The organism is Pseudomonas sp. D4002, assembly GCF_013385665.1.
GTDB lineage: Bacteria > Pseudomonadota > Gammaproteobacteria > Pseudomonadales > Pseudomonadaceae > Aquipseudomonas.
In genome coordinates, this window is sequence record NZ_JACAPN010000042.1 from 65,199 (window position 1) to 88,674 (window position 23,476).

At 52.8% G+C, this 23,476-nt stretch carries 20 protein-coding genes; 10 read left to right on the forward strand and 10 right to left on the reverse strand.

Annotated features, from left to right (window positions below; all coding sequences use genetic code 11):
• The first annotated feature begins 309 nt into the window (after positions 1-309).
• Positions 310-1,212 carry a restriction endonuclease gene (locus tag HX824_RS26030; protein WP_177055400.1) on the forward strand — a complete coding sequence of 301 codons (903 nt, stop codon included), beginning with the start codon at positions 310-312 and terminating at the stop codon, positions 1,210-1,212.
• A 98-nt stretch (positions 1,213-1,310) separates the two neighbouring features.
• On the opposite strand, the gene HX824_RS26035 is transcribed toward HX824_RS26030, so the two are convergent.
• The 3 genes from HX824_RS26035 to HX824_RS26045 form a co-directional block, all read right to left on the reverse strand.
• Positions 1,311-3,860: an AAA family ATPase gene (locus HX824_RS26035; RefSeq protein WP_177055402.1), complete on the reverse strand. Its 2,550-nt coding sequence runs from the start codon at positions 3,858-3,860 to the stop codon at positions 1,311-1,313.
• 649 nt (positions 3,861-4,509) lie between these two features.
• The gene (locus HX824_RS26040) at positions 4,510-7,308 is read right to left on the reverse strand and encodes an AAA family ATPase (RefSeq protein WP_177055404.1); all 2,799 of its coding nucleotides are present in this window, start codon (positions 7,306-7,308) and stop codon (positions 4,510-4,512) included.
• 342 nt (positions 7,309-7,650) lie between these two features.
• Positions 7,651-8,679 carry a hypothetical protein gene (locus HX824_RS26045; RefSeq protein WP_177055406.1) on the reverse strand — a complete coding sequence of 343 codons (1,029 nt, stop codon included), beginning with the start codon at positions 8,677-8,679 and terminating at the stop codon, positions 7,651-7,653.
• Between the two features lie 613 nt (positions 8,680-9,292).
• On the opposite strand from HX824_RS26045, the gene HX824_RS26050 reads away from it, so the two are divergent.
• Positions 9,293-9,910 carry a 3'-5' exonuclease gene (locus HX824_RS26050; RefSeq protein WP_177055409.1) on the forward strand — a complete coding sequence of 206 codons (618 nt, stop codon included), beginning with the start codon at positions 9,293-9,295 and terminating at the stop codon, positions 9,908-9,910.
• A gap of 432 nt (positions 9,911-10,342) precedes the next feature.
• Positions 10,343-11,017 (forward strand): histidine phosphatase family protein, encoded by a 675-nt coding sequence (locus tag HX824_RS26055; RefSeq protein ID WP_177055411.1) that lies wholly within the window; start codon positions 10,343-10,345, stop codon positions 11,015-11,017.
• Positions 11,018-11,253: 236 nt separating this feature from the next.
• Here the strand turns inward: HX824_RS26055 and HX824_RS26060 are convergent, their stop codons facing one another.
• Positions 11,254-11,502, reverse strand: coding sequence for a CsbD family protein (locus tag HX824_RS26060; protein WP_058419426.1), 249 nt, complete (start codon positions 11,500-11,502; stop codon positions 11,254-11,256).
• A gap of 140 nt (positions 11,503-11,642) precedes the next feature.
• Positions 11,643-11,795, reverse strand: coding sequence for an NAD(P)-binding domain-containing protein (locus HX824_RS33030; RefSeq protein WP_177055413.1), 153 nt, complete (start codon positions 11,793-11,795; stop codon positions 11,643-11,645).
• Between the two features lie 302 nt (positions 11,796-12,097).
• Here HX824_RS33030 and HX824_RS26070 point away from each other — a divergent pair, with 302 nt between their 5' ends.
• From HX824_RS26070 to HX824_RS26080, 3 genes are all read left to right on the forward strand, one after another.
• Complete coding sequence (locus HX824_RS26070) at positions 12,098-12,340, forward strand: hypothetical protein (RefSeq protein ID WP_177055414.1); 243 nt, start codon at positions 12,098-12,100, stop codon at positions 12,338-12,340.
• 33 nt (positions 12,341-12,373) lie between these two features.
• Positions 12,374-12,769, forward strand: coding sequence for a hypothetical protein (locus HX824_RS26075; protein ID WP_177055416.1), 396 nt, complete (start codon positions 12,374-12,376; stop codon positions 12,767-12,769).
• Positions 12,770-12,893: 124 nt separating this feature from the next.
• Positions 12,894-13,112 carry a hypothetical protein gene (locus HX824_RS26080; RefSeq protein ID WP_064053317.1) on the forward strand — a complete coding sequence of 73 codons (219 nt, stop codon included), beginning with the start codon at positions 12,894-12,896 and terminating at the stop codon, positions 13,110-13,112.
• Between the two features lie 31 nt (positions 13,113-13,143).
• On the opposite strand, the gene HX824_RS26085 is transcribed toward HX824_RS26080, so the two are convergent.
• Positions 13,144-14,061 (reverse strand): LysR family transcriptional regulator, encoded by a 918-nt coding sequence (locus tag HX824_RS26085; RefSeq protein WP_177055418.1) that lies wholly within the window; start codon positions 14,059-14,061, stop codon positions 13,144-13,146.
• 237 nt (positions 14,062-14,298) lie between these two features.
• On the opposite strand from HX824_RS26085, the gene HX824_RS26090 reads away from it, so the two are divergent.
• The 4 genes from HX824_RS26090 (at position 14,299) to HX824_RS26105 (ending at position 18,212) form a co-directional block, all read left to right on the forward strand.
• On the forward strand, positions 14,299-15,138 hold the full coding sequence (locus tag HX824_RS26090) for a pirin family protein (RefSeq protein ID WP_177055419.1): 840 nt from the start codon (positions 14,299-14,301) through the stop codon (positions 15,136-15,138).
• 71 nt (positions 15,139-15,209) lie between these two features.
• Positions 15,210-16,295: an alkene reductase gene (locus tag HX824_RS26095; RefSeq protein WP_177055421.1), complete on the forward strand. Its 1,086-nt coding sequence runs from the start codon at positions 15,210-15,212 to the stop codon at positions 16,293-16,295.
• 237 nt (positions 16,296-16,532) lie between these two features.
• Entirely contained in the window at positions 16,533-17,321 is a 789-nt protein-coding gene (locus tag HX824_RS26100; protein ID WP_177055423.1) for an SDR family oxidoreductase, read from the forward strand.
• Between the two features lie 198 nt (positions 17,322-17,519).
• Positions 17,520-18,212 (forward strand): GntR family transcriptional regulator, encoded by a 693-nt coding sequence (locus tag HX824_RS26105; protein ID WP_256347047.1) that lies wholly within the window; start codon positions 17,520-17,522, stop codon positions 18,210-18,212.
• Between the two features lie 62 nt (positions 18,213-18,274).
• Here the strand turns inward: HX824_RS26105 and HX824_RS26110 are convergent, their stop codons facing one another.
• The 4 genes from HX824_RS26110 to HX824_RS26125 form a co-directional block, all read right to left on the reverse strand.
• Positions 18,275-19,801, reverse strand: a complete 1,527-nt coding sequence (locus HX824_RS26110) for a UxaA family hydrolase (protein ID WP_177055426.1) — start codon at positions 19,799-19,801, stop codon at positions 18,275-18,277.
• On the reverse strand, positions 19,798-21,168 hold the full coding sequence (locus HX824_RS26115) for an MFS transporter (protein ID WP_177055428.1): 1,371 nt from the start codon (positions 21,166-21,168) through the stop codon (positions 19,798-19,800). Before HX824_RS26115 ends, HX824_RS26110 begins: the two co-directional genes overlap by 4 nt.
• Before the next feature lie 112 nt (positions 21,169-21,280).
• The gene (locus HX824_RS26120; RefSeq protein WP_177055430.1) at positions 21,281-22,207 is read right to left on the reverse strand and encodes a 3-keto-5-aminohexanoate cleavage protein; all 927 of its coding nucleotides are present in this window, start codon (positions 22,205-22,207) and stop codon (positions 21,281-21,283) included.
• 50 nt (positions 22,208-22,257) lie between these two features.
• The gene (locus HX824_RS26125) at positions 22,258-23,220 is read right to left on the reverse strand and encodes a 3-hydroxyacyl-CoA dehydrogenase (protein WP_177055431.1); all 963 of its coding nucleotides are present in this window, start codon (positions 23,218-23,220) and stop codon (positions 22,258-22,260) included.
• Between the last annotated feature and the right edge of the window lie 256 nt (positions 23,221-23,476).

Genomic DNA, 23,476 nt, shown 5'->3' on the forward strand with positions numbered 1-23,476 from the left:
CACTGCGACCGGACGTGCTCATCACCTTCTGGAGAATCGCTTTCGATTCGGTCACAATCATTACAGAAAATCTGATCACGAAAGCTCCAACGTAAACCTAGTGGAAAACCCCCACACTGACGATTAAGCCCATTAAACATGCTTAAAAACTTCGTAGAAGCTGGCCTGATCCCTTATGCGGAAGTGAGGGTGCTACGCGAACCCAGTTTGATTATCGACTTGCTAGACAGATCCAGCACGCGACGCCCTATACCGGGCGATGAGGCAGTCGTCACTAGCATTAATGAGAGCCTTCAAGAACGAGGAATCATGGTCGCAAAATATTGCGACGATGGGGATGCCGAATGGATTGCCGCGTTTTCTGCTGATGAGCTGGAACTTATCAATCCCGCCGGCCCACAACCGTTAGAGATTATCCTCCCGCCTCACTATGAGCAGGATGGTTCCCCACAATTATTCGTTTGGCGGGAGTGGGCACAGGAATGGTATCAAAATCGTGCCATCTGGGAGCAGAGTCTAGTTTGTGTATACTGCTCAAATCCACTCACCAAGGCAGACTCAGATACCTGTCCACCAGATCAAGAAAACAATAGGCATATAGAGTACTACCGAGAGGCTTCCTGCAGCCTGTGTGGCTGGGCTAGACGTCGGTGGGTATCCCATTATAACGCCGAGATGGCGCTGAGAAGTGGCAGATGGGCCACCTTTAGAGAGCTTAAAAGCTTTGAAATCTCTGATCAAAATATTGCTCTAGAAGAACTGGCCTCTCATCTAAAGCGTAAGTTCACAGATATATATTCCATTACGCCTCGGCGGTTCGAGGAACTCGTTGCAGAGATTTTTAGAAGTTTAGGTTGGCAAACTAGGCTCACTAAGAAATCTGCGGATGGAGGCGTCGATATTTATCTTTTTGAAAACTCCACAGGCAAGCAAGCAATTGTTGAATGCAAGCGCTATAAAGGCACGGTTGGAATCGGCATCGTGGATAGGCTCCTAGGCGTGCAAGTCGCCCTCGGTGTCAATAGTGCTTATCTTGTGACAACTTCTAAATTTTCCAAACCAGCCAAAAATCGCCTCGACTCACCGAACATTGCTAAGCAAGGTATCGAACTGACCCTAATGGATGCGGAGGTCTTACTGCGGGAGCTCGGTGCGTTCAATACCGATCTACCGTCGCTCCATTTATACAACACGTTCAAGAACACGCCATGATGTGATCGGGTAAGAGCATGGACGATTGGGCAGACGCTGATCCATTTGCCGTCGGCCTGAGTACCCAGCACACGAGGCGGTGCGCTGGGCTGATGAGGTCAGAACGGTATCGAATCTGGGTCTTGGTCATCGCCAGGTGCTTCGGGTGGTTCAGGTATGCGAGGCGTGCCTGGTTCGCCAACAGTGTTCGGGGCGTTAGGTGTGTCAGGGAGAAGAAGTCCTGGCTCAATCGCTTGACGTTGTGCTCGCTTTGGCAGGTCTGCTTCCAGAGGTGCCGTACCAGGTAATGAATCTACCTTAATTGGCTCCTCGGCTATCGGAATGTGGGCTGCAGCCAAAAGCGTTTCTCCTCTCGCCACCTCTGTTTGAGACCCGGCGTCAGAATCGCCATCAGCGTCGCTACCTTCTTCAGCCACGACATCGTCAGCCGTGAGATCCTTGTAGTCCTCACCCATCATCATCTCGTAATGCGCCAAGTGATTGGCCGCTTTGAAAATCTTGAAGAAGATTTTCATGTAGCTGGTCGCCATCTTGTCGCCAATGGCCACGAACAAATCATCTGGAGAATAGTGCGATCCGTCGTTGACCCAGCTGATCAGAGACTGGCACTGTACCTTCTCGTGACCGTCGAACTTTTCCAAGAGCTTATCGGTGTCGATGCCACCTAAGATCTTGAAGTAGTTCTCCAAAATCCTGCGCATGGTATTTTGCAGCGTCAATGTCGGCAGTGGATTCTTACGCAACTCTCCCCACAAGAGCTGATATGACGTTTTGACGGGGTTGTGCGCGTGACCCTCGACTTTCGTGTGATGATCCGGCTTGCGGACAACCCAGAAGGTCTCGTCACCCCACGCCTTGGTACCACGACGGAGCGGACTAAAGGTGATTTCCTTATGGAAATGAACGTTATGGGTCAGCACGAAAATCTGCCGAATAACATTGTTAGCCTGACGCACCTCAGTGAAAATCTGTTTGATCAAGCTGCTAACAATGAAGAGAACGTCACTGTCCAGGCTGGAAACAGGGTCATCGATAACCACGATTCGCTCAGTGGTAACCCCAGATGTCGTAGTGCTGCCCTTTAGCAGGTGGTAGAAATACAAGAATGTGACGAAAGTCTTTTCACCTTCACTCAATGTCTTTCGCGCATCCGTTCCATCTGACCTGAGGAGCTTATAAGAATTTTCTCCAGGGGCAACCGCCAGCGAGAATCCTCGGAACCCGAAATCTCTGAGCAACTCATTAATGGCTTTTACGGTAGGCTGAACACTGGTGAGCAAAGCTTCGATCGTGGCGATATCAGCATTTGCTTGCAAAATATCGCCCTTGGCCTTGTCTAAAGTTCTAGTCAACCCTTCAATAGCTTTATCAAGACGACCAGTATCAGCCGTATACTCTGAAAGCGTCTGCTTCAGTTCAGTCTCAAGCAGGTACTTCCATACTTCCGATGTCAGATTGGATTGTTCGGTACTGAAGCCGGTGACAAGCCGATTATGCTCACTTATTTTTTTGTTTGCATCTGCAATAAGCTTAGTGAGCTTCTCGCCCAGGTCACTGAGCGACTCCAACTCAACCGCCAGACTTGGCGAAGCCATCTTATTGACAATTCGCTCAACATTAACCTTTATCAGGGCTTCAAGCGCCTTAACCTCTAGACCCAAGACCTCCTTTTCTAGATGCTGGTAATCATTGTCCAGTAAAGTTTGTGCGCGCGCTACGAGGTCATTTGCTCTCAAAAAGTAGAGGTCACTGAATTCCTTCAGCGCCTTCACATCCGTTTCAAACGTCTCATCGAAATATTGACTTAAATGTGCTTCGAAGTCGTGCGAGACAGCCTGCTGACAGAAAGGACAATGGTCATCACTGTGCTCCAGAAACTTTATACCTTGACGAACCCAGTCACTATTGCCTAGACGCTCAATGAGGGCAGCCACATCAACATCACCTTTACCAATTATCTTCTTTGCAAGAATCCTGTCGGACTGAAGGGCGATAAGGGATGTCGGGTCTATGCTGGGCACAGCAACAAGGGCACTTGGCGCATCGCCATAGAGCACCAGTGCCTTATCAGTGAGCTTTTCCAGCTTTAGCAAGGATGCTTTATTGTTCAAGTTTTCCTGGAGCACTCTTGCTTTAAAGCTATCCCGGCTACTGCGAACTCCTTTAAACGCGCCCTGAAAGACTTCATCATGCTTGATCTTCTGATCCCAGCAGCGGGAAATTAGTCTCGCATCCAGCTCCCGACGTTCCGCGTGCTTTCCGCTTGTTCCATCTTCACCGTTGAGCTGGACTAATGTTCTGTCTCGCTGCTGCTCGAAACGCTTACAGTCATCCTTGAGTTGTTCCAGTCGATCTTTCTGGCTCTGCTCCGTCTTGCCAAGAGTAAAAACACCCTTGAGGTTCTTGGAGTCACTATAATTATCGGCAATAAAGTCGCTGTTATAGACCAAGGCAGGGACGGGAATATTGTTCTTCCAGCGCACCGTACAATCCGCTGATATCCCAGGATCAGCAATCAGACGACTGAGGGTTGTTTTACCCGCGCCGTTTGCTCCGTAGATGACGTTAACCGCTTTGAGTTCGGTTAGGTTTTCCGGGGTGTCAGGGCTATAAGTTGCAATCTTTTTGAGGCTGATAGACTCGATCATCTCTCTCGTGTCCATGAGAAGCAGCGGTGCACATGCCGCAGCTTGGCTGGTGGGAAAGGGTTAACAGACCTGTAACCAATCGGGTGCACCCTCGGGGCTTCTGTGCCAAAAAGGATTAAATGATGGCGAGAGGCCCGCATTAGCGTAGGTGGTTTTCGAGGATCTGCACGGTGCAAGCACAGTCCTTTGACTGGCCATCTGCGCGCGTGGGGTGTAAAGGAACAGAGACGAGTGATAAAGGGCAGTCACATCCACCCGGTCATCTTGCGCGACGATTTAAATACGGCCCTTCAAACGGTTTTTTGAAAGAAACCAGGACGTGCTCGGGCTGTGGCTGACCTACGAGCCTAATGCTTGGGAAGGACGCGACGCCGATTTTGTAAAAGACGACAAACACGGCTCCAACGATGCGGGCCGCTTTGGCAGTTAGCGAAGACTTGGAGGTCGGAAAAGGGCATGGCCCTCTACCGACTTTGATGACCAGGCGAACAAGCCTAAATTTACGAGTTCCGGATTTAGAGGGCGTCGGTCACTCGATCGACGACCTAGTCAGAACCTGCGGATCGACTGGTCAGCGAGCTTGAACTGACCAACTTTGGCAAGGAATGCGTGCCCGAGTCGCTATCGGGCACATCAGTCCTCGACGGGCTTATGTCCCGTGGCACTTTTTGAACTTCCGCCCTGACCGACACGGGCACGGCTCGTTGCGACCGACTGCTCCCATCTGGGAACGGAACGCCACACGTCTGCTTTCACTGATGATGCTGCCAATCAGTAGAGTTTGGCCATGCAGCTCGTGCTTCTGCCAATCTTCCACGCCTTCCAGGTAGGGGTCTAGCCGCCTGATTTCAGAGATTGCACCTTGGTGATCACCACTCCGAGCCAGTATCACCGCATACTGACTTCTGACTTGAACCAGCCTTCCGATAAGACCTGCCCCAGTAACGACCGGCAGGACATGCTGTTCCATGACCTCCTTTGCACCCACGAAGTCTTTAACCCCCACAAATTCATCAGCCAAGTCTTGTCCGACCCGCACAATCGACTCGTACCCCTCCACCATTCCATAAAATTTCATGGCATGGATACGTTGCAGGAACGCTTTCAATCCCTGGCCTTCGCGAGCTTTGGCGTACACCTCCAAGGCGTCCGCAAGGTGCTTGATGTGTTCATGGACATTTGGTGGTCGCTTGATGACCTCCCACAGGACATCCGAATTTTTGCCCATCACAGTTTTATGCGTAAGTCCCAAGATCTCAAAGTATTCACTGACCACTTTCTCGCACATCGCTTCAGCGGCTTTGTGGCGCTTCAACTTCCACAGTGCGACCGCGTGGTTGTAATCGAATACTCGGCGGTAGTCGGGATCAGGGATTTTCGGGGTGGCGTACGCTACTGCCTGTTCAACCTCGTCCGCACGGCCCTGGTCGGACGCTAGCAGTACTTTTCGCATTGCCCATGCGATCTGCTCGCGGGCCTCGAATCCGTGAGTATCAAGAAGCTGCTGCATCATCGAGACAGGTTCAGCCGCCTCGTCAAAGCGCCCTTCTCGCATGTAGGAAAACACTAGGGCATCAAGCGCCCAGAACGCCTCGTGTGGGTTGAGTTCGTCCGCATCAAGTGCCCGCTTCAAGCTGGAGGTGATGTCGACCGATATGCCCATCTCGTAAAACAGTTCCTCGCCTGCGAGGCCGATCAGGGTCATCACATCGTGGAGCCTGATGAAAACACGCGTGAGCAGCGAAAACCGCGAAACATCACGACTCTTTTCCAGGCTTCGGATCAGCAGCTCCTTCAGCGCTACCAATGCCTCAGTGATCACGGGCTCGCCCATGAGCTCCAGGTGACGTAAGCCCAGAGTACGGACAGCGTCATGGACTTTGAGTGTCTTGGCGCCAAACACCTCAACTGTTCCTGTGGACTGGATTTTTTTGATGGCCGCAGCTGCGCCGCCTTGGGATAGCTTGAGCGTAGCCGATAGCAAACGGACGACTTCCTCATGCGTGAGCCCGGTATCAGCAAGGCTGACAATGGCTAACGCGTTCTGGGTAATCTGCTCGAAACCATCGTAAACGCGAGCCAGGATGACCTCCTGGGCCGTTTCCACTACGTTCGATTGCTGGCCGAGATCGACACAGAGCGCCTCGATGTCTCCGCCGTACTCTGACAGGGCAACCGTAACGGCGCTGTCAACGAACAGCGGTAACCCGCCGGAGTATGTTCGGAGTTGCTCAAATGCCCGTGCACTGCCGAACGCGCCGGCGTCACTGGCCACCCGTGCCACAGTATCCAGATCCCACCCGAGAAGCGTCTCCCGCCGCAACGTCATGACCGCTTCAAGTTCCCGGACGTTTTCATGAGGCTGGCACAGAAGTGTAAAACGGATGTGGCGGGTCGCGCTCAGCAGATCTCGCAGGTGGGCGACTGGAACGCGGTGCGCGTTGTCGATAACAACAACCAAGGGCGCCTGAGCCTGTTCCAAAAATCGATCGAATGCCCGAATGGCTTCGTAACCGCTAGCACCAGGCAAGAGAATCTTCCGAATACCTTCGGGGTCTTTTTGGGAGTACTTGGAGGCAAGCTCGCGCACGATTGAGCTCGCAATCGCGGGCCCAGGGAGGTCACCAACGTCGTAGTAGGCACATGGTTCAGGGCTATGCAGAGCCGCGTAGGCTGCCCAAGTCGTTTTCCCGGCACCGGACAAACCGCAAATGATCCGTACCCGCTCCGCCGATACCAGTGCAGGTTCGTTCTGCTGAGGCCTGTAGGAGGCAGGCGGCGTAGGAAAATCTTGAAGCTGCACGATCAATTGCTCGAACAAGCCCGGCAAGTCCGAAGTGCGGAATCCGTGCTTGGCATTTCCGTTGCCTCCAGCGGACGCCAGCATCACCAACCCCGCCATTTTCCAAGTCAGCGCGGAAGGTGAGAGAAGCGAGAACTGCAGGTTTTCAGCCAGGTCTACGCACCACTGGGCCGCCTCCTCTAATGTCACCCACGCGGGCGGAAGGTATTCGGGGGGCGGGGCCTTCGATCCGGGATAGAGATAGGTCAGATCCGAGGGCGTCTTTTCCTCGTCTACCTCCGCTTGAAGCGTTCTGCCGAGAGGCTGGTTCGCAACGATCACGAACTCTGGACTCCCAGAACGACCCTCAGGCCCATGCGACTGCCGAATCTGCTCGAAGCGCTCCAATGCGCCTGCAACGTCGCCAGGCATCAGCGGCTGAGAACGTGTTTTGACCTGGATATAGACTCTCCCGGCATCAGTGCTGAGTTCGATATCTTCATCCAACTCGACCAGCACCTCTTTGACACCCGCAGCCTGCGCCAAAAACAAGCAGCCCACCCCATACAGGTGCTGATACAGGAAGCCTCTGTGCAGAGACTCGATGCGCTTGAGCTGGGCAGGATCGAGCACATCCACGGTATTGAGTTGGTCGTCGAATTGCATAGGGTTTCCACTTCACTCTGGCAGAAGGCTTTTGTGCTCAGGCGGAACCGAGCACAGGTGACGGTGCAACATTCTGTGGTGATCGGTGTAAAAGATCGAGCAGAAGCGATACCGACCGTGGCTCGGTATAGGCCGCCATTTACGCCAGTCAGTCCACGAGTCAATCCCGCAATCTCGGAATGCCAGCAATAATCCCAATGGAGTCCGTGTGTTTTTAAGCGGGCATAGCCCCCTCCTTGCCAACACTTCCAGGTGCTAACGAAGTTGTATCCAAAGGTGCTCAAGGCATCAGAAGTGCCTGCAAGCCCTTCGGCTCAAGCGTTCACAGGCGAGGACAGCAGGTCAATCTTTGCTGCCATAAAACGGGTTCGACCAATTATTGACCTCCTCGCACACTTTTTCGTAATGAGCGCCATGGCTCGGGTCTTGAAGGGCTTGATCCCACGTTACGAAATCACCGCCCGACATAGCTGACAGAATTCCGAAGCTTTGCTTCATCGCCTTTGAAACTAGGGAGTGAGCTTTGCTTGGTTCGAGTCCATTTATCCCATGTTCCAGCGCTGCGCTCTGAATCGTGCGAAGGCGGAAGGCATGCCCAGGATAGAGGTTCGCCTGATGCGACTCATACATGGGGATAACTACGCTGAAGCCCCAGAATGTTGCCGATACAGAAATTAGCGCGAAAGTGAAACACGCTTCGGTAATCTCAATATGTTTCTGGGGATGGTAGTCCTCGTCGCCAAAGAACTTCTGCTTGAGCTCATCCATAAGGAATTGAAACGCGTAGGTATCAGCGATGACCTCTCTCGCATGCTGCTCCAACCGTACCCGATCTTCTGCCGACTCACCCTCCTGTTGTGCTCCACGCTCCGCTCGGCGAACCGCGTGGAGGTTATGAAAATGACCGATTTCATGCAAAAGAATGAAGCTGAAGATTGCGTGCGTAAATGAATTGAAGGTTGCCCGGTACACTGGATCGTGCAACCACCAGTAATCCGGGCTTTCCCAGTCGAAGATGCCGCCCCTAAGCCAGACCTTGACGTCGTTACGCCAAGGCAGAGAAGTTGCTTGGTATCCTGACGGCATGGGCTGGGCATGTATGGTCACCAAGGAAGCCAGCTTGAAAATCAAATCAAGCATACCCTTCCATACCATCACTACCTTGAGCTCTGAATCCGCACAAGCTTGGCACCTCACCCCATCCACGAAGTACAGAGTCACTTTATCGCCAGGCAGTAAAGCGCACATTTCCTCACCTTGGCGCAGAAGCAAGCCGTACATTTCACCATCTGGATCTTCGGTATAGATCTGCAGAAAGCCCTCGACTGGCTTGAAGTACCTCTGGGCTATCTGACGTTCGATATCTTCCATGTCATCCCTGGCCTATACATGAGTGGCGGCGCACAATGGTCAGCGCCGATTGCCTGTATGCCATAACCCATCGACCTGATGGTACCCGTCTGAGACGAAAGCATTACTTGCCGACCGAATACGAGCGATCCCTCATCCATCAAAAATCATGTGGACGACGTCTTTTTGACCGCAAAAATTGTCAGGCGGCTGAGGTCTTCGATCTCAAGCCTGTAGCGCTTCTTGGTCGCAGAAAGTACCAGACGCCCCAGACCGAACACGCGGAAGTAGTCAGCGTCACCTTGAGCTAGGATGTCGTTGAAGAAGCCTCAGAACCGGTAAGCATCCATTTCCTGGTTGGTGACCTTCAGGGAAAGCAGCCATGCAAGGCAGATTCAGAGTTATCGAAACCAATTCTTTTAAAAATGGCAGCAAGCAATATCAGTTCGTGGATCCAGGTTGATGCCCAAGCTATGATCGATTGGCGCAGGTGCGAGATCGATTATCACGTCCCTAATGGTTGTGGGAATGTCGTGTTCCGCGCTTTCAGCGATTCGTTGTGGACAGTGAGTGATTCAATCGACATAGATGGTGCGGTTAATCTCGACGAGTTCCAAGCAAGGTCTGCTATGCCATGAGCATCGAAGCAAAACTCCTTCATCTCCAATCGATCCAGAACCTCATCGCGCCATACCGCTACCTCTATAGCGCAGACCTTGAGGCAACCTGCGATGAGGTTGGTGAGTCGGAATCATCAAGGACACTCGCAGTCCTCCCTGATCAGATGGAGACGATTGAAATTGGCCTAGTGGTGATCGATCTGGAAACGCTTGAAGTCGTCGACGAGTTTCAGCGTTTCGTCCGACCGCAGATCAATCCTGTCCTCACTGACTTCTGCCGAGAGCTGACATCCATCCAACAAGCAGACGTGGACAACGCAAGCACCTATGTGGAAGTTGGCCAGGAGCTGGGAGCATTCATTGCCCGGTATCCAGATGCTGCTTGGGCGTCTTGGGGTGACTACGATGCAAGGCAGCTGGTGCGCGATCCTGGATTAGCTGCGTGCCCTTCCCTGCTCTCCGGTCTGCAGCACTTCAACGTCAGGAAATGGCATAAAGGACTATACGATGATCAGCCGAAAAGTCTGAAGCTAACAGTTGAGTCGTTAGGCTTAGTTTGGCAGGGCACTTATCATCGAGGTATCGACGATGCGAGGAACGTGGCCTCGATCGTCAAGGAAATGCTGGGCTAGTAACGAGCCGGGCCTTGGGCCCGAAGATGCGATTGGCCATCACAGGCGCAGCAGACAGAACGAACCGTTCACTGATGATCTGCGCTGTTAAGCGGTAGCTACCTCTACCAATGATCGGTGTCTCGGGTCGGCTGTCGTAAACCATGCCACGGCTGACGCCAAGTCATGGCCCTCTGGGCTTCCATCCTCGCGTCTCCGGCCTTACTGGCCTGCGCGCTCCGCTTGCTCTGGTTATTTCCATCGACGGAAGAAACACCAGGGATACCTCAGCACTGCGCAATGGAGTGTAGTCATCCTGTCTGTCCATATTTCTGTTGGAAGGTGCAGTCGCGGGATGGACAATACGGGTTGGTCACTTGATAGATGGCCATTGAGGAAGGAACCTTGGGATCGAAGAGAAATGATGGCTGAATCTGTGCGAGTATTTCGTAAATGAAGCATGTGAGACTTATACGACATGGAGAGAGCGCTGCGAACGCGGGCCAAGCCACTTTAGATCACTCGACCATTCCTCTGACTCCGAAAGGATTCGAGCAAGCACACTTGGTGGCTCTGTCGGTCAACCATCATTTGGCTCTGATCGTTGCCTCGCCTTTCACCCGAGCGCATTCAACCGCTATGGCGACAGCAGCGGTGTTTCCTCATATGCCTTTTGAAACTTGGCCCATCCAAGAATTCACCTACCTTGAACCCGCACGGTGCACTGGCACAACCGTCGCTGATCGGCGCGAATGGGTGGAGGCGTATTGGGCCAAAGCAGATCCTGGTTTCACGGATGGTGAAGGCGCTGAGTCATTTCTGGATTTCATAGCTAGAGCTCAGTCTTTCTTGGAGCGTCTTGCTGAACATCCCGCCCAAGACATCGTAGCGTTTTCGCATGGTCAGGTTATCAATGCTGTAGCCTGGCTTATTGATCGCAAGCCGCTCGGCATTGATGGCGCAGCTATGTTGGACTGGCGTGATTATGAGATCGCTAACCACGTGCCCAATTGTGGTGGTTACCTGCTATCGAAAGATCCCGACGAAGCCGGTTGGAGAGTAAGCCGGTCAGCCCCAGAGGAGCCACGACTGGATCCCACTTGGCACGTGTCGGGCAGAGCCTATTAAGTCGCTCACGATCCCCAGCGTCTGCTCATTGAAGAGCGCGCCGCAGCTCTATCAGCAGCAGGCTATCCGCTGCCAGATGACGATTCGGCTATGTACGCCGAACAACGGTTGCAGGAGGCTAAAGCGGCTGTAAGCCTATCGTCCCCACACCCTTCTGGTAGAAAACTGTAGCGGGAGTGCGAGGGGGAATGACGTTAGCAAGAGGTGTCACCTAGCAGGAGACACCTCCTACACGTTCAACGACGAAAAATGCGATTTATCAGGATCAACGCTGCAGCACCAATCGCGAGTGCGGCTACGGGTTTTTCTTTAACGAACGTGGATACACTATCCAGTGTATCGCCGTAGGTTTTAGTCAGCTGACCAGCTGCTTGATGTCCCGCACCTTCAGCCTCCATCTTCGAATCACCAATCAGTTTTCCGACCGCGCTTTGCGCCTTGCCGGCCAGCTTTTCTGCTACACCTTCTACCTGTTCGCTCTTCATGATTCATCAGACCTTCGCGTGTGAGTGGGGAGTTCCATACAGCCCTGGTCGAGTGGCTACCAGCACGACTTTAGGGGCGTGCGCCTGATGATTAGTTCAATGATGATGAGCTGTAGGGACTGTCAGGAAGCGTCTACTCGTCATCCATGACTTTCACCCAGCTCAGCTACGAGTTCGCTAAGTGTGTCGGACAACCGTGAATTGCTCATTATCACGTTGTATCCAGCAGCAAACGCCAATCGTGCTAGCTGGCTGCTGATCATTCCGCTTCCAATGACACCAATCGTCCGCATTTACGGTTCCTCCTACAAAGCCCCCCTTTATATGGGGCTACCTCGCTTTCAGAATCGGGGGGGGGGCAACGCTAATGACTGTTGCGCACAGTGCAGCAGCGGATTGTTGATGAGCTGATCGGTGCTCATGGTGGTGATAGTTATGCTGGCTTCCCGAACGATGACTTTGATGGCCTGGATGCATCGGGAGAAAGGTTAATGTCTTTGAACCTCCACTCTGTGACCTCGGTCATGTATTACGAATGATATTCAAAAACTACAACCGCCGAAGGGGTGCGGTAGCAAAGCAAGCGGAGCCGACTATGAACGACGCTACCAATGATTTACCTGAGGTCGTCCGACGGCAGGTTAAGAAAATCATCTCTGATATTGAGTTCGCGGGATCGATGATTCTGGTCGTCAAAAGTGGCGCACGAGCTAATGGGTTTGTGCAGGGACTGATTTGCGCGGGAGGGATAACCGCAGATCAGGGAGAAGCTCTGGATGAGTATTTTGACCTAGCTACTGAAAAAAAACTCAAGATCCTAGCCTTGGGTTTGTCGTAAGGCATGACAGCTCAAATCACATGAGGGAACAGAATGAAGAAATTCATTTTCCTTGTGGCAGTTGTCTCACTATGTGGCTGCACCTCCATGAAAATATCGCACGAGAGCGCTGATCGGGTTCCCGCATCCCGAATTTATAATTACTCAAAAAAATCTGATGCCCAGCTTGCCGTAATGCTCGGGTCACGACTTGAAGCAGGTTGTGGCGTTAGATTTTTGTTAGACGGAAAGCCTGCAGCGGACTTTTATCCTGGAGAGATCGCCTACTTTGGTCTGACGCTCGGAGCGCATTTTCTAGAGGCACAACCTGGTGCCAGCTACACGAAATTTAAGCCCAGTCAGGCCAAGGTCAATATGAAGTCGGGAGACGCATTGTTGAAGGTTATGACATCGTCGGCTATTGAATCGGTCGACCTGCAATCTCGTTGACCTGAGCAAACATTCAACCACCCTCGCCGTCTAGGCCATCCGCCTTGCGGGTAGATCAGGAAGAGTTCGGGACAGGCGAGAGATCAGCTACGATCTACGCACGAGATCATCAAGGAAGATACCGATGCCAAATAGCTCTGAAGCGAACATAGCCACCGCAGACGCTCTCACACTGCTACTGCACAACCAGCATGCAATCTGCGCAGCCATTGAAGAGGTGACTAAGTGGCTCCTTGATAACGGAGCGGAGAATGTAGCCGCTAACGCAATCGGGGCGATGGAGACGCTGGACAAGAATGCTCAAGGCATCACAGATGCCATCATGCGCCTGCGTCATTCTTAGGCATATCCCATGCTCTTTACGGCTGCATGGATCAGGAGAGAGCCGTTGCAGGAAATTCTTGTCCCTCCAGTTTCTCCATCACCAACCCAATGAATGCAGACACAGCTAAGGGCAAATGTTGCCGGCTGGGGTAAAGCACATGCAGGCCGTATCCGGTTCTATGGTACTGCGGCAGCACAGACACAAGGCGCCCCGTCTGAAGATCAGACTTAGTCATGGCGGGCGGCAGCAAGGCAATTCCTAGCCCAGCCAACGTCGCCTTGCGCAAAGCTTGGGCGGTGTTTCCATTGAAACGGCTAGTGACCCGCACCTCTTCCGCCGCATCGTTTGGCCCATGAAGAACCCAGGTGGTGAAGCCGCTAGGATGGCCAAAGCTCACGCAATCGTGTTTGACCAGATCTCCAAGCTCAGTAGGAACGCCTCTTCTTTTAAGGTAATTCGGGCTGGCCACCAAACCTTCGTTACCAGCTCCAAGGAGCTGGCGACCGACGTATCCTGAGTCCTGCAACGCCCCACCTCGAAACGCAATGTCGATACGATCAGCGATCAAATCGGCGCGTGCATCACTCAGCACAAAGTCGACGTGTACCCGTGGATGCGCCTTGAGAAAATCGGCTACCCACTCCATTGGAAAGAAGTCGAAAAAATCAGCCATTGCCGCAATGCGCACGGTGCCACTCGGCTCTTGGTTTCCTGTCATCAGCTGCTCACCAGCGTCAATCAGTCCATCCACGGCTCCACAGCATCGCTCATGAAAAGCCTCGCCAGACTGGGTGAGTGTGAGCTTGCGCGTGGAGCGCTGCAGCAGCCTCGTACCGAGTTGAGCCTCAAGCTTTTGAACCCGCCGGCTTAAGGTGTTTGAGGGCATTCCAAGCTGCCGTGCTGCCTCAGCGAAACTACCGCTGCGCACCACTTTTACAAACAATGCGACGTCATTCAGATCGATCATCTTGCTGCCACCCACTCCAAAAATGGATCATTTCAATCCAATTATGCCATCTAATAAAGCAATCAATAGACGCATATCCTTCAGTCATTGCTGCAGCTGATCTTCAGTTGCCGGATTCTCCTACGGGCTGACCGTCAAGGCTTTTCGGCATCACGAGTTAATCCACATCCAGTCCAGCCAGCCGGAACTCCGCTCGACGACATCGTCTGTCGGCAAGGAAGAACAAAGAGAAAGCATATGACCGCCACCGTAGTAGTTCGACCACGCGCCATTGTCCATCGTACTGAAGGAACCACACATGGCCCCATAACGAGGCTTATGAGTCCAGGTGATCTAGGAGAGCTGTTGAAACCGTTTATTTTCCTGGACATTTTCAGCCTGAACGCCAGTGGTAGTAAGTCGAGTTTCGGCATGCATCCGCACTCAGGAATCGCAACGGTTACCTTCATGACAAAAGGGGATGTCTCTTATGAGGACACCACTGGGGCGACCGGTTTACTGCTCGCGGGTGGTGTTGAGTGGATGCAGGCCGGCAATGGGGTGTGGCACGACGCTACGCTAGCAAGCGAGTCCGCAATACAGGGATTCCAGCTCTGGGTGGCATTGCCACCATCTCTTGAAAACGCACCCGCGATGAGTGTCTACCTTGCGCCGTCGCAAGTTCCTCAAGTGGGCCCCGCGCGTTTGCTATTGGGACGTTACGGGGCAGCCCAAAGCCTGATTGAAGTGCCGAGTGAAATGAACTATCTCGCCGTGAGTTTAAAAGACGGTGAGCACTGGCATTACACCCCTCCATCCGGCCACAACATTGCTTGGCTCGCTGTGAGTTCTGGAAGTCTGGACGCAGGAGGGTTGGTCAATGTCGGCGAATTAGCTGTGTTCGAAGAGTCAGAGCACCACATCAACTTCATCGCGAAAGGCGATTGCTCTTTCGTGATGGGCTCGGCGGTAAAGCATCCGTACGACCTAGTAACAGGTAACTACTCGGTTCACACGAGCAAGGCAGCTCTGGCGCAGGGCGAAACGGAAATACAGCGGATTGGTACACGGCTGCGGCAGCAAGGACGGCTCAACTAGCGCCGCTCAACCCGGCGTGAAAATCATCTGGACGATAACTATCCAACACCCCAATCATACTGAGGCACGTCATGACAGCGAGCAATCTCAACCTTCTTTTGTCCCCCACCCGAATCGCCAACCTCCCCCTGAAAAATCACATGGTGATGGCGCCGCTGACGCGAAGCCGAGCTGGCCAAGGCGATGTTCCAACTTCCACAGTGGTCGAGTATTACCGTCAACGTGCAAGCGCCGGCCTCATCATTACTGAGGGTTCTCAGGTCTCGGCTCAAGGCAAAGGCTATATGAGAACACCGGGCATTTTCACCAACGAGCAAATCGCCGGCTGGAAACACGTGACCGACGCCGTGCATGCAGAAGGCGGACGGATATTTCTCCAGCTCTGGCACGTTGGGCGCCTGTCACACTCCCTAGTACAGATCGATAATCAGCTGCCGGTAGCCCCCTCAGCGATCAAGGCTGATGGCGAGATCTACACGCCTGAAGGATTGAAGCCTTACGAGTCACCACGGGCTCTGAGTCTGAATGAAATTCCTGGCGTGATCGCGGATTTTCGCCAAGGTGCTGAAAACGCGAAGCGTGCAGGTTTTGACGGTGTGGAAATACATGGTGCGAACGGTTACTTGATCGATCAGTTCCTGCGCGATGGCACCAACACCCGAACCGATTCATACGGCGGCTCTGCAGAAAATCGCGCTCGGTTTCTTAAGGAGGTTGTGGAGTCGGTCATCGAAGTATTCGGGGCTAGCCGCGTGGGCGTTCGCCTGTCGCCGATTTTTAATTACTTCTCCATGAGCGACAGCGATCCCCAAGAGACATTCAACTATGCAGCGAAAATGCTCAGTCGCTACGGGTTAGCCTACATTCACGTAGTAGAAGTCGGTGCGGGTTCATTCGACTTCAGAGAACTGAAGCGTCGTTTCGGAGGCACCTACATCGCCAATGGGGGCTATGACGCGGAACGCGCAGAAACGTCCCTCAGAGAAGGAAATGCTGATCTGGTGTCCTTTGGCACTGCGTTCCTAGCCAACCCGGATCTGGTAGAGCGATTCGAACAGGGTGTCGCATTGAATGACGCAGACCCGACCACCTTCTATCAGGGTGAGGAGCGAGGTTATACGGATTACCCGACCATGGCCCAGATCCGAAAACGATGAAGTGCTGCGGGAAGCGCAGTCGCTGTCAGCTGCCTCTCGCAGATTAATCGGGCCGCAGGTAGCAATGCTGAGCCGGAGTAGGAGTCTGCGCCCTCCCGGTAATCACCTGCAAATCTGCGGCAAGCCTGTCTTGACAAACAAACTGTGATCACATATCACTTAATGAGGTTTTCTTGTCTACGCACGCCGTAGCCACGAAAGAACTCATGAACAAAAATAAGACAGGACGCATTAGCTATGAACGTGATGAAGCGGCTGACACCCTATACCGGATTGAGAGTTTTGATTTCCGGTGGGGCAGCAGGCATTGGAGAATCGGTCGCGGCTGCATATCTCGAAATTGGGGCAAGAGTCCATGTATGTGATGTGAGTGAGCAGGCGATCGAACAATTTCGTGAGCGCTATCCCGAGGCTTTGGCAACATTGGCCGACGTCTCCGACTCTGCTCAAATTAAGCGAGTCTTCGAGATACAACAGGAGTGGATCGGTGGGCTCGATGTACTTATCAACAATGCAGGCATAGCAGGGCCGACCGGCGGAATCGACAAAATTAGCGATGCAGAATGGGAACAGACAATAGACATCAATCTCAATGCGCAGTATCGCTTCGCTCATCACGCTGTCCCCCTCCTATCGAAGTCAGAACACGCACACATCATTCATATTTCATCGGTCGCGGGGCGCTTAGGCTATGCCTGGCGGACTCCATACGCCGCGACCAAGTGGGCCATCGTTGGTCTTATGAAGTCATTGGCAGCCGAGTTGGGCGAAAAAGACATTCGAGTCAACGCACTGCTGCCAGGCATCGTCGAGGGCCCGCGCCAGGATCGCGTCATCAGTGATCGCGCCAAACAGTTAGGCATTTCAGAGCCGGAGATGCGCCAACAAACATTGAAGAAAATCTCATTGCGCCGGATGACTCCACCCGAAGACGTGGCAGCAATGGCTTTATTTCTATGCTCTCCTGCTGCTAACAATGTGACAGGACAAGCGATCAGCATCGATGGCAATGTCGAGTATCTTTGATTAGTCAGACCTACACGTCTCGCCACCGACCTTGGTAGCGAGACGCTTGTTGTGCGTGTGCTAGAGAACTCATTTCTCCCCAATTCCGTCACTTTCAATACCGGCACATCCGTGATCACAGATGTCTCATTTTCCTATCCCGGCTGATCGAACCTGCCTATAATTCTCGCCATGAACCTATCCACACTCGTAACCCCCATGATCCGCCAGACTCTCAGTGCGGACGTTTATGCCCAGCTGCGTGATCTGCTGATAAGCGGACGCGTTATGCCTGGGGAAAAGCTCTCGCTCAGATCTATAGCGGACGCTCTTGGTGTTAGCGTCATGCCAGTGCGAGAAGCGGTTCACAGGTTAGTCGCTGAGCAAGCGCTGGAGATGGCGGCAAATCGATATATTCGCGTTCCTGTACTGACAGTCAGCCAATTCCGGGAAATCACCAGTATCCGGTTGAATCTGGAGGGGCAAGCTGCAGCTCGTGCTGCGGAACTTGTTGATTCGCAGGCGCTGGCTGAGATTGAAAAGATACACGAGGCATTTTGCGCAGAGTTTGCAAAAGGCGCTCCCGATGAGTCACGGCTGATTACGCTGAACAAAGAATTGCATTTCGCAATTTATAATCAGGCGGACATGCCCATCCTGCTCCAGATAGTTGAGTCCCTGTGGCTGAGAATAGGGCCTATCATCAACTATGACCTACGATCTGGCACTGAGCGTGTGGTTCAGCGAGTGCAAGCCAGTCATCACGCAGCGATGGTTGATGCTTTAAAGAAGGGTGACTCCGTTGCCGCCTGTGAATCACTGCAAGATGACATCAAAAGTGCTGCCGAGTTTATCCTGAATACAGGGGCGCTGATCGTTGCCGATGCGCACAAGCCTGTCGCAGCTGATTAATTCCACCAACATGTTTTAAAAAGAGGCGCTTGATCAGGGCGCCTCTTTTTTTCGCTCGCTTATTACATTTGAGCGCCGATCATCCAAGGCACTGTTTCTTCATTGCCGACGCCCAACGCCTCGCTTTTAGATTTTTCTCCAGAAGCCACTCGTATGAGCATGTCGAAAATCTCTTTACCCTTCGATTCAAGGGTGGCGTCGCCATCCATGACATCCCCGCAGTTGATGTCCATATCATCCTTCATGCGAGTGTACATTTTGGTATTCGTCGCAAGCTTGATCGAAGGAGCAGGTTTGGCGCCAAAGCACGAGCCGCGTCCGGTGGTGAACGCAACGAGATTTGCGCCGCTGGCGATTTGGCCAGTGGCTCCCATCGGGTCATAGCCAGGCGCGTCCATGAACACCAAGCCTCGGACTGTAATGGGCTCGGCGTAACGATAAACGCCCATGAGTGCTGAGGAGCCACTTTTGGCAACTGCGCCTAGAGACTTTTCGAGAATGGTCGTCAGGCCGCCGGCCTTGTTACCAGGCGTGGGGTTGTTATCAATACTGCCTTTTTCGCGGTCTGCGTAGCTTTCCCACCATTTGATAAGGTCGACGATACCCTGGCCGACCTCACGGGTTGCAGCGCGACGAGTCAGCAGGTGTTCAGCGCCGTAGATCTCCGGCGTTTCGCTAAGGATGGCAGTTCCACCTTGCGCTACGAGCATATCGACAGCCACACCGAGGGCTGGGTTGGCCGTGATGCCTGAATACCCGTCTGAACCGCCGCACTGGAGCGCCACTGTGAGGTGCTTGGCCGAGACCGGCTCGCGTCGGCACTCGTTGGCAACCGGCAGCATCGATTCCACGGCGGCAATGGCGGCATCCGCTGCGTTACGGGTTCCGCCAACGTCTTGGATGACCACGGGAGCGATAAGCTTGCCGGTCTCGATGCCCTGGGCCATGAACAGCGCGCCCATCTGATTGGCTTCACAGCCAAGGCCGATGACAACCACCCCAGCGAAGTTGGCGTGCTTGATGAACCCGCCTAGCGTGCGCCGCAGTTGGTTCACCCCCTCGCCATTGTGCTCTATGCAGCAACCGAAGCTGTGGGTAATCGGCACCACACCGTCCACGTTTGGGTAAGCATCCAACACACCGTTTCGCGAGAAGTGTTCAACCACCATTTTGGTAACAGTGGAGGAGCAGTTCACAGTGCTCACTACACCAATGTAGTTTCGAGTTGCGACTCGCCCGTCAGCGCGGACGAAACCTTGGAATGTCACAGGAGAGGCTGCAGGCGACGCGACTTTGGCATCCTCGCCGAACGCGTAGTCTCGCTCGAACGTCGCCATTTCCAGATTGTGCGTATGCACGTAATCGCCCGGCTCAATAGGTTTAGTAGCAAAGCCAATGATCTGGCCATAACGCAGAACAGGATCACCTGAGTTTACGTGTGCAATGGCGATTTTGTGCGCTGCGGGCACATCGGCAAGCACCACGATATTACCGAACTCCGCAACCACGGTTCCTTGAGGTATCGAAGCGCGTGCGATTGCAACATTATCGTCGGGATGTAGTTTAAGTGCCAGGGATGTACTCTTCATTTTGTCCTCGCATTATCAGTAATACACGGCGCTGCCTGGGGCAATACAATGTTGTCCCGCGTTTTTGTAGTAATCGTTTCTTGTGCCTGACGTAGTTTCAAACTCAGGAATGCCGCGAGCGTTAAAAGAGCCGCTACAATAACGAGCCCATTCTTCGTGCTCCCAGTAGTTTGTTCAACGAAGCCCAGAAGTGAAGGCCCGAAGAAACCACCAGTAATACCAAAGGTATTCACCAATGCCAGACCCGCCGCCATACCTGCTCCCGCCAGCCTTGAACTGGCAAAGAGGAATATCACAGGCTGAACAACGAAAAACATCGATGCCGTAAGAGTGAATCCTATTAGAGCTATCAGTGGAGTGGTAAAGGCCGCGAGGGTCAATCCAGCCGACATCAGGAGCAGCCCACCGAACATTATTTTGCGTGAAATTTTCGGAGTAGTTGCATACTTTGGAAGAAACGCGGCCCCGAGTGCTGCTGCTATCCATGGGATTGAGTTTAACAATCCTATTTGTAACGATGACAAGCCTCCATACGTGCCAATGATGCCCGGCAAGAAGAAAATTACCGAATACACACTCACTTGGTGGAGAAAGTACACCGCGATAGCAAGCCAAATCTGAGGGATTTTAAGAACGCCCTTAAAAGAATGACCAACATTGCCGGAGGCGATTTCTTCATCATGTTCTTTTTTCAGAACTTGCTCTACTTCAGTGGCTTGTTCCTTTGATAGCCAACTTGCAGTAGATGGGCCGTCCGGAAGCTTTCGCCAAATCACGACGGAGAATAGAACAGCTGGAATCCCCTCCAAGAAGAACAGCCACTGCCAGCCGTGCCAACCCCAGATTCCATCCATCTCTAAAAGCAGCCCGCCAACCGGCCCGCTGATGATGTTCGCGAGACAGACCCCGATTAGAAAATAGCCACTGGCTCGTGCCCTTTGCTCACGACCAAACCAATAGGTTAAATAGAGCATTACACCTGGGAACAATCCGGCTTCAGCTGCGCCCAGTAGCGCGCGGGCAATGTAAAACGTAGTCTCATCGGTAATGAAGGCCATACCGGCAGACAACAACCCCCAGGTGATCATGATCCTGGTGATCCAGAGTCGGGCACCTACTCGGTGCATGATCAGGTTACTGGGTACCTCCATGAGTGCATAGGTAAGGAAGAAGAGCCCTGCACCAAAACCGTAGGCGGCAGCGGAAATACCTAAGTCTACTGCCATGTGTGTTTTGGCAAGTGAAATGTTAGTTCTGTCTAGAAAGCTTATAACGTAAGCAAAGATCAACATCGGCATTAGTTTGCGAAACATTAAAGCGTTCAGCGACTGTCCCTTTTGTGTTTTTGTATGGGTCGTAGCTAACATGGTTCATTTTCTCCTCATGAGGATAAGTTGCTAAGGCGCGGGGGTTATGCCGCGACCTTTAATTATCAAATTATCCTCTAGATAGAATTTACGGGGGGGTGAGTGCCCGCGCTTAGAAATTGACGTTGTCGCCACCTTTGAGTTTCAGGATTGCCCTGGCGTCAGCAGGTGTCGCCACTTCAAGTGAAAGCCCTTCGAGAATTTTGCGCATGCGCGATACTTGATCGGCGTTGCTTTTTGCCAGTTGGCCTGGCCCATCCCAAAGCGAGTCTTCAAGACCTACACGCACATGTCCTCCAAGCGTGGCTGATTGAGCACCGATGCTCATCTGCTGTTTTCCTGCAGGAAGAACCGACCACTGATAGTCATCTCCGAAGAGACGATCAGCTGTGCGCCGCATATGCAGGACGTCCTCTGGGTGCCCGCCGATACCGCCCAAAATGCCGAAAACCGATTGGATCAAAAACGGGGGTTTGATGAGGCCACGATCAATGAAATGTGCAGCGGTGTAGAGATGCCCAATGTCATAGCATTCGATTTCAAAACGGGTACCGTTCTCACTGCATGACTCGAGGATGTGGGCTATGTCGGTAAATGTATTTTTGAAAATGCGGTCATGGCTGCCGGCGAGGTATGGTTCCTCCCAAGCGTGTTTGAATTCCTTAAACCGATTGAGCATTGGGTATAGACCCATGTTCATCGTGCCCATGTTCAGTGAGGCCACTTCCGGTTTGAACTGATGTGCTGGACGAAGTCGATCTTCAAGCGACATTGTCGGTGCGCCACCTGTAGTCAGGTTGATCACCACATCGCTAGCCTCTTTGATAGCGGGCAGAAACTGCTTAAACAGTTCCGGATCCTGAGAGGGGCTACCATCAATTGGATTACGAGCATGTAGGTGAACAATTGAGGCGCCAGCCTCAGCGGCACCAATCGCCGCTGAGGCAATTTGACCTGGTGTTACCGGCAGGTAACGGGACATGGAAGGTGTATGAATTGCGCCGGTGACCGCGCAAGTGATGATGACTTTACGAGCCATGGAGACCTCCTGGTTACTATTATTTTGGTGTTCAGGATGAAGTGATGCCGTCAGGAATTTGGTGCTTGACGCTTGTGCGCAGCGAGAGCCATAAGGCGGCGGTCACGCCAGGCGGATCGCAATGCAACGCCTTCAAGTTCAAGTTTTTGGCGGCGCTCGTCATGTACTCGGGCGACTGCTGATTCCGACCAGTCAAAAGCATTTTCGGAATTGATCGTTTCGCGATTTTGCTGACCGTAGCGTTTGGCATAGTCAGATACGCCGGCAGGGGCGTTGAGATCGATGGTTTCGAAGGGGCCCATAAATGACCAGCGGAGGGCGAGTCCATCTTTGAGCACCCGATCAATATCCTCCGAGCTGGCAAAGCCTTCCTCATGCAATTTGAAGCATTCGTTGAGGACTGCTGCTTGGACTCGGTTCAACAAGAAGCCGTGGATCTCTCGGGATAGAACGACAGGGCTCTGCCCTGCTGCGGTGTAGATCTCATGTGCTCGAATCATCACTTCAGATTCTGTCCACGGCGCTGGGCAAAGCTCCACAAGAGGAACTAAGTAAGGTGGGTTGGTAGGGTGTGCAACTACGCAGCGCCCCCGACCTGGTAGATCTTTAGTGAACTCGGAGGCCGGTAACCATGAAGTTGAACTGGCAAGAATCGCGGCCTTGGGCGCCAACGCATCCATTCGACTGAAGATATCGATTTTCGCCTCCACCGTTTCCCGAACGTTTTCCTGTACGAGCGCCACGTCACGTAGCGCATCAGCCAAGTCGGGAACGCAAGTAATGCGTGCCAGCACGGTGAGGGGGGCGTCATTAAGAAGATCGAATTCTGCGAGCTCATTAAGTCTCGCTTCGATGTAGGCATGGCTGTTCTGCATTGTCTGCAGATCCATGTCGTGTAAACGCACCGAATGTCCCGCCCGAGCAAAAACAATCGCCCAAGCTCTCCCAATCAGGCCTGCGCCAACGATTGCAATGGGGCCACGCTCGGTCGCAGATGGAGTTGTACTTCGCATGATGTTCTCCAAATTTTGTATTTATGTTTAGGAGTAATCGTTTGAGCGGTTGGTGAACAATGCTGACGCTCAGATGTTCGCTCTGAGACAGATGCTATCCACTGTGATCACAGATCACAAGAAAATAATTCTGATTGTCTGACGATCGGCCATGGAAGGGATTCGAGGGTCGAGATAGCTCCCGCAACGGCCTGAGCCTCGGTGGCTCGGCGCGCTTTAGGTTTTTGTGCGGGAATAGAAAAGGTTTTTTTCGGGA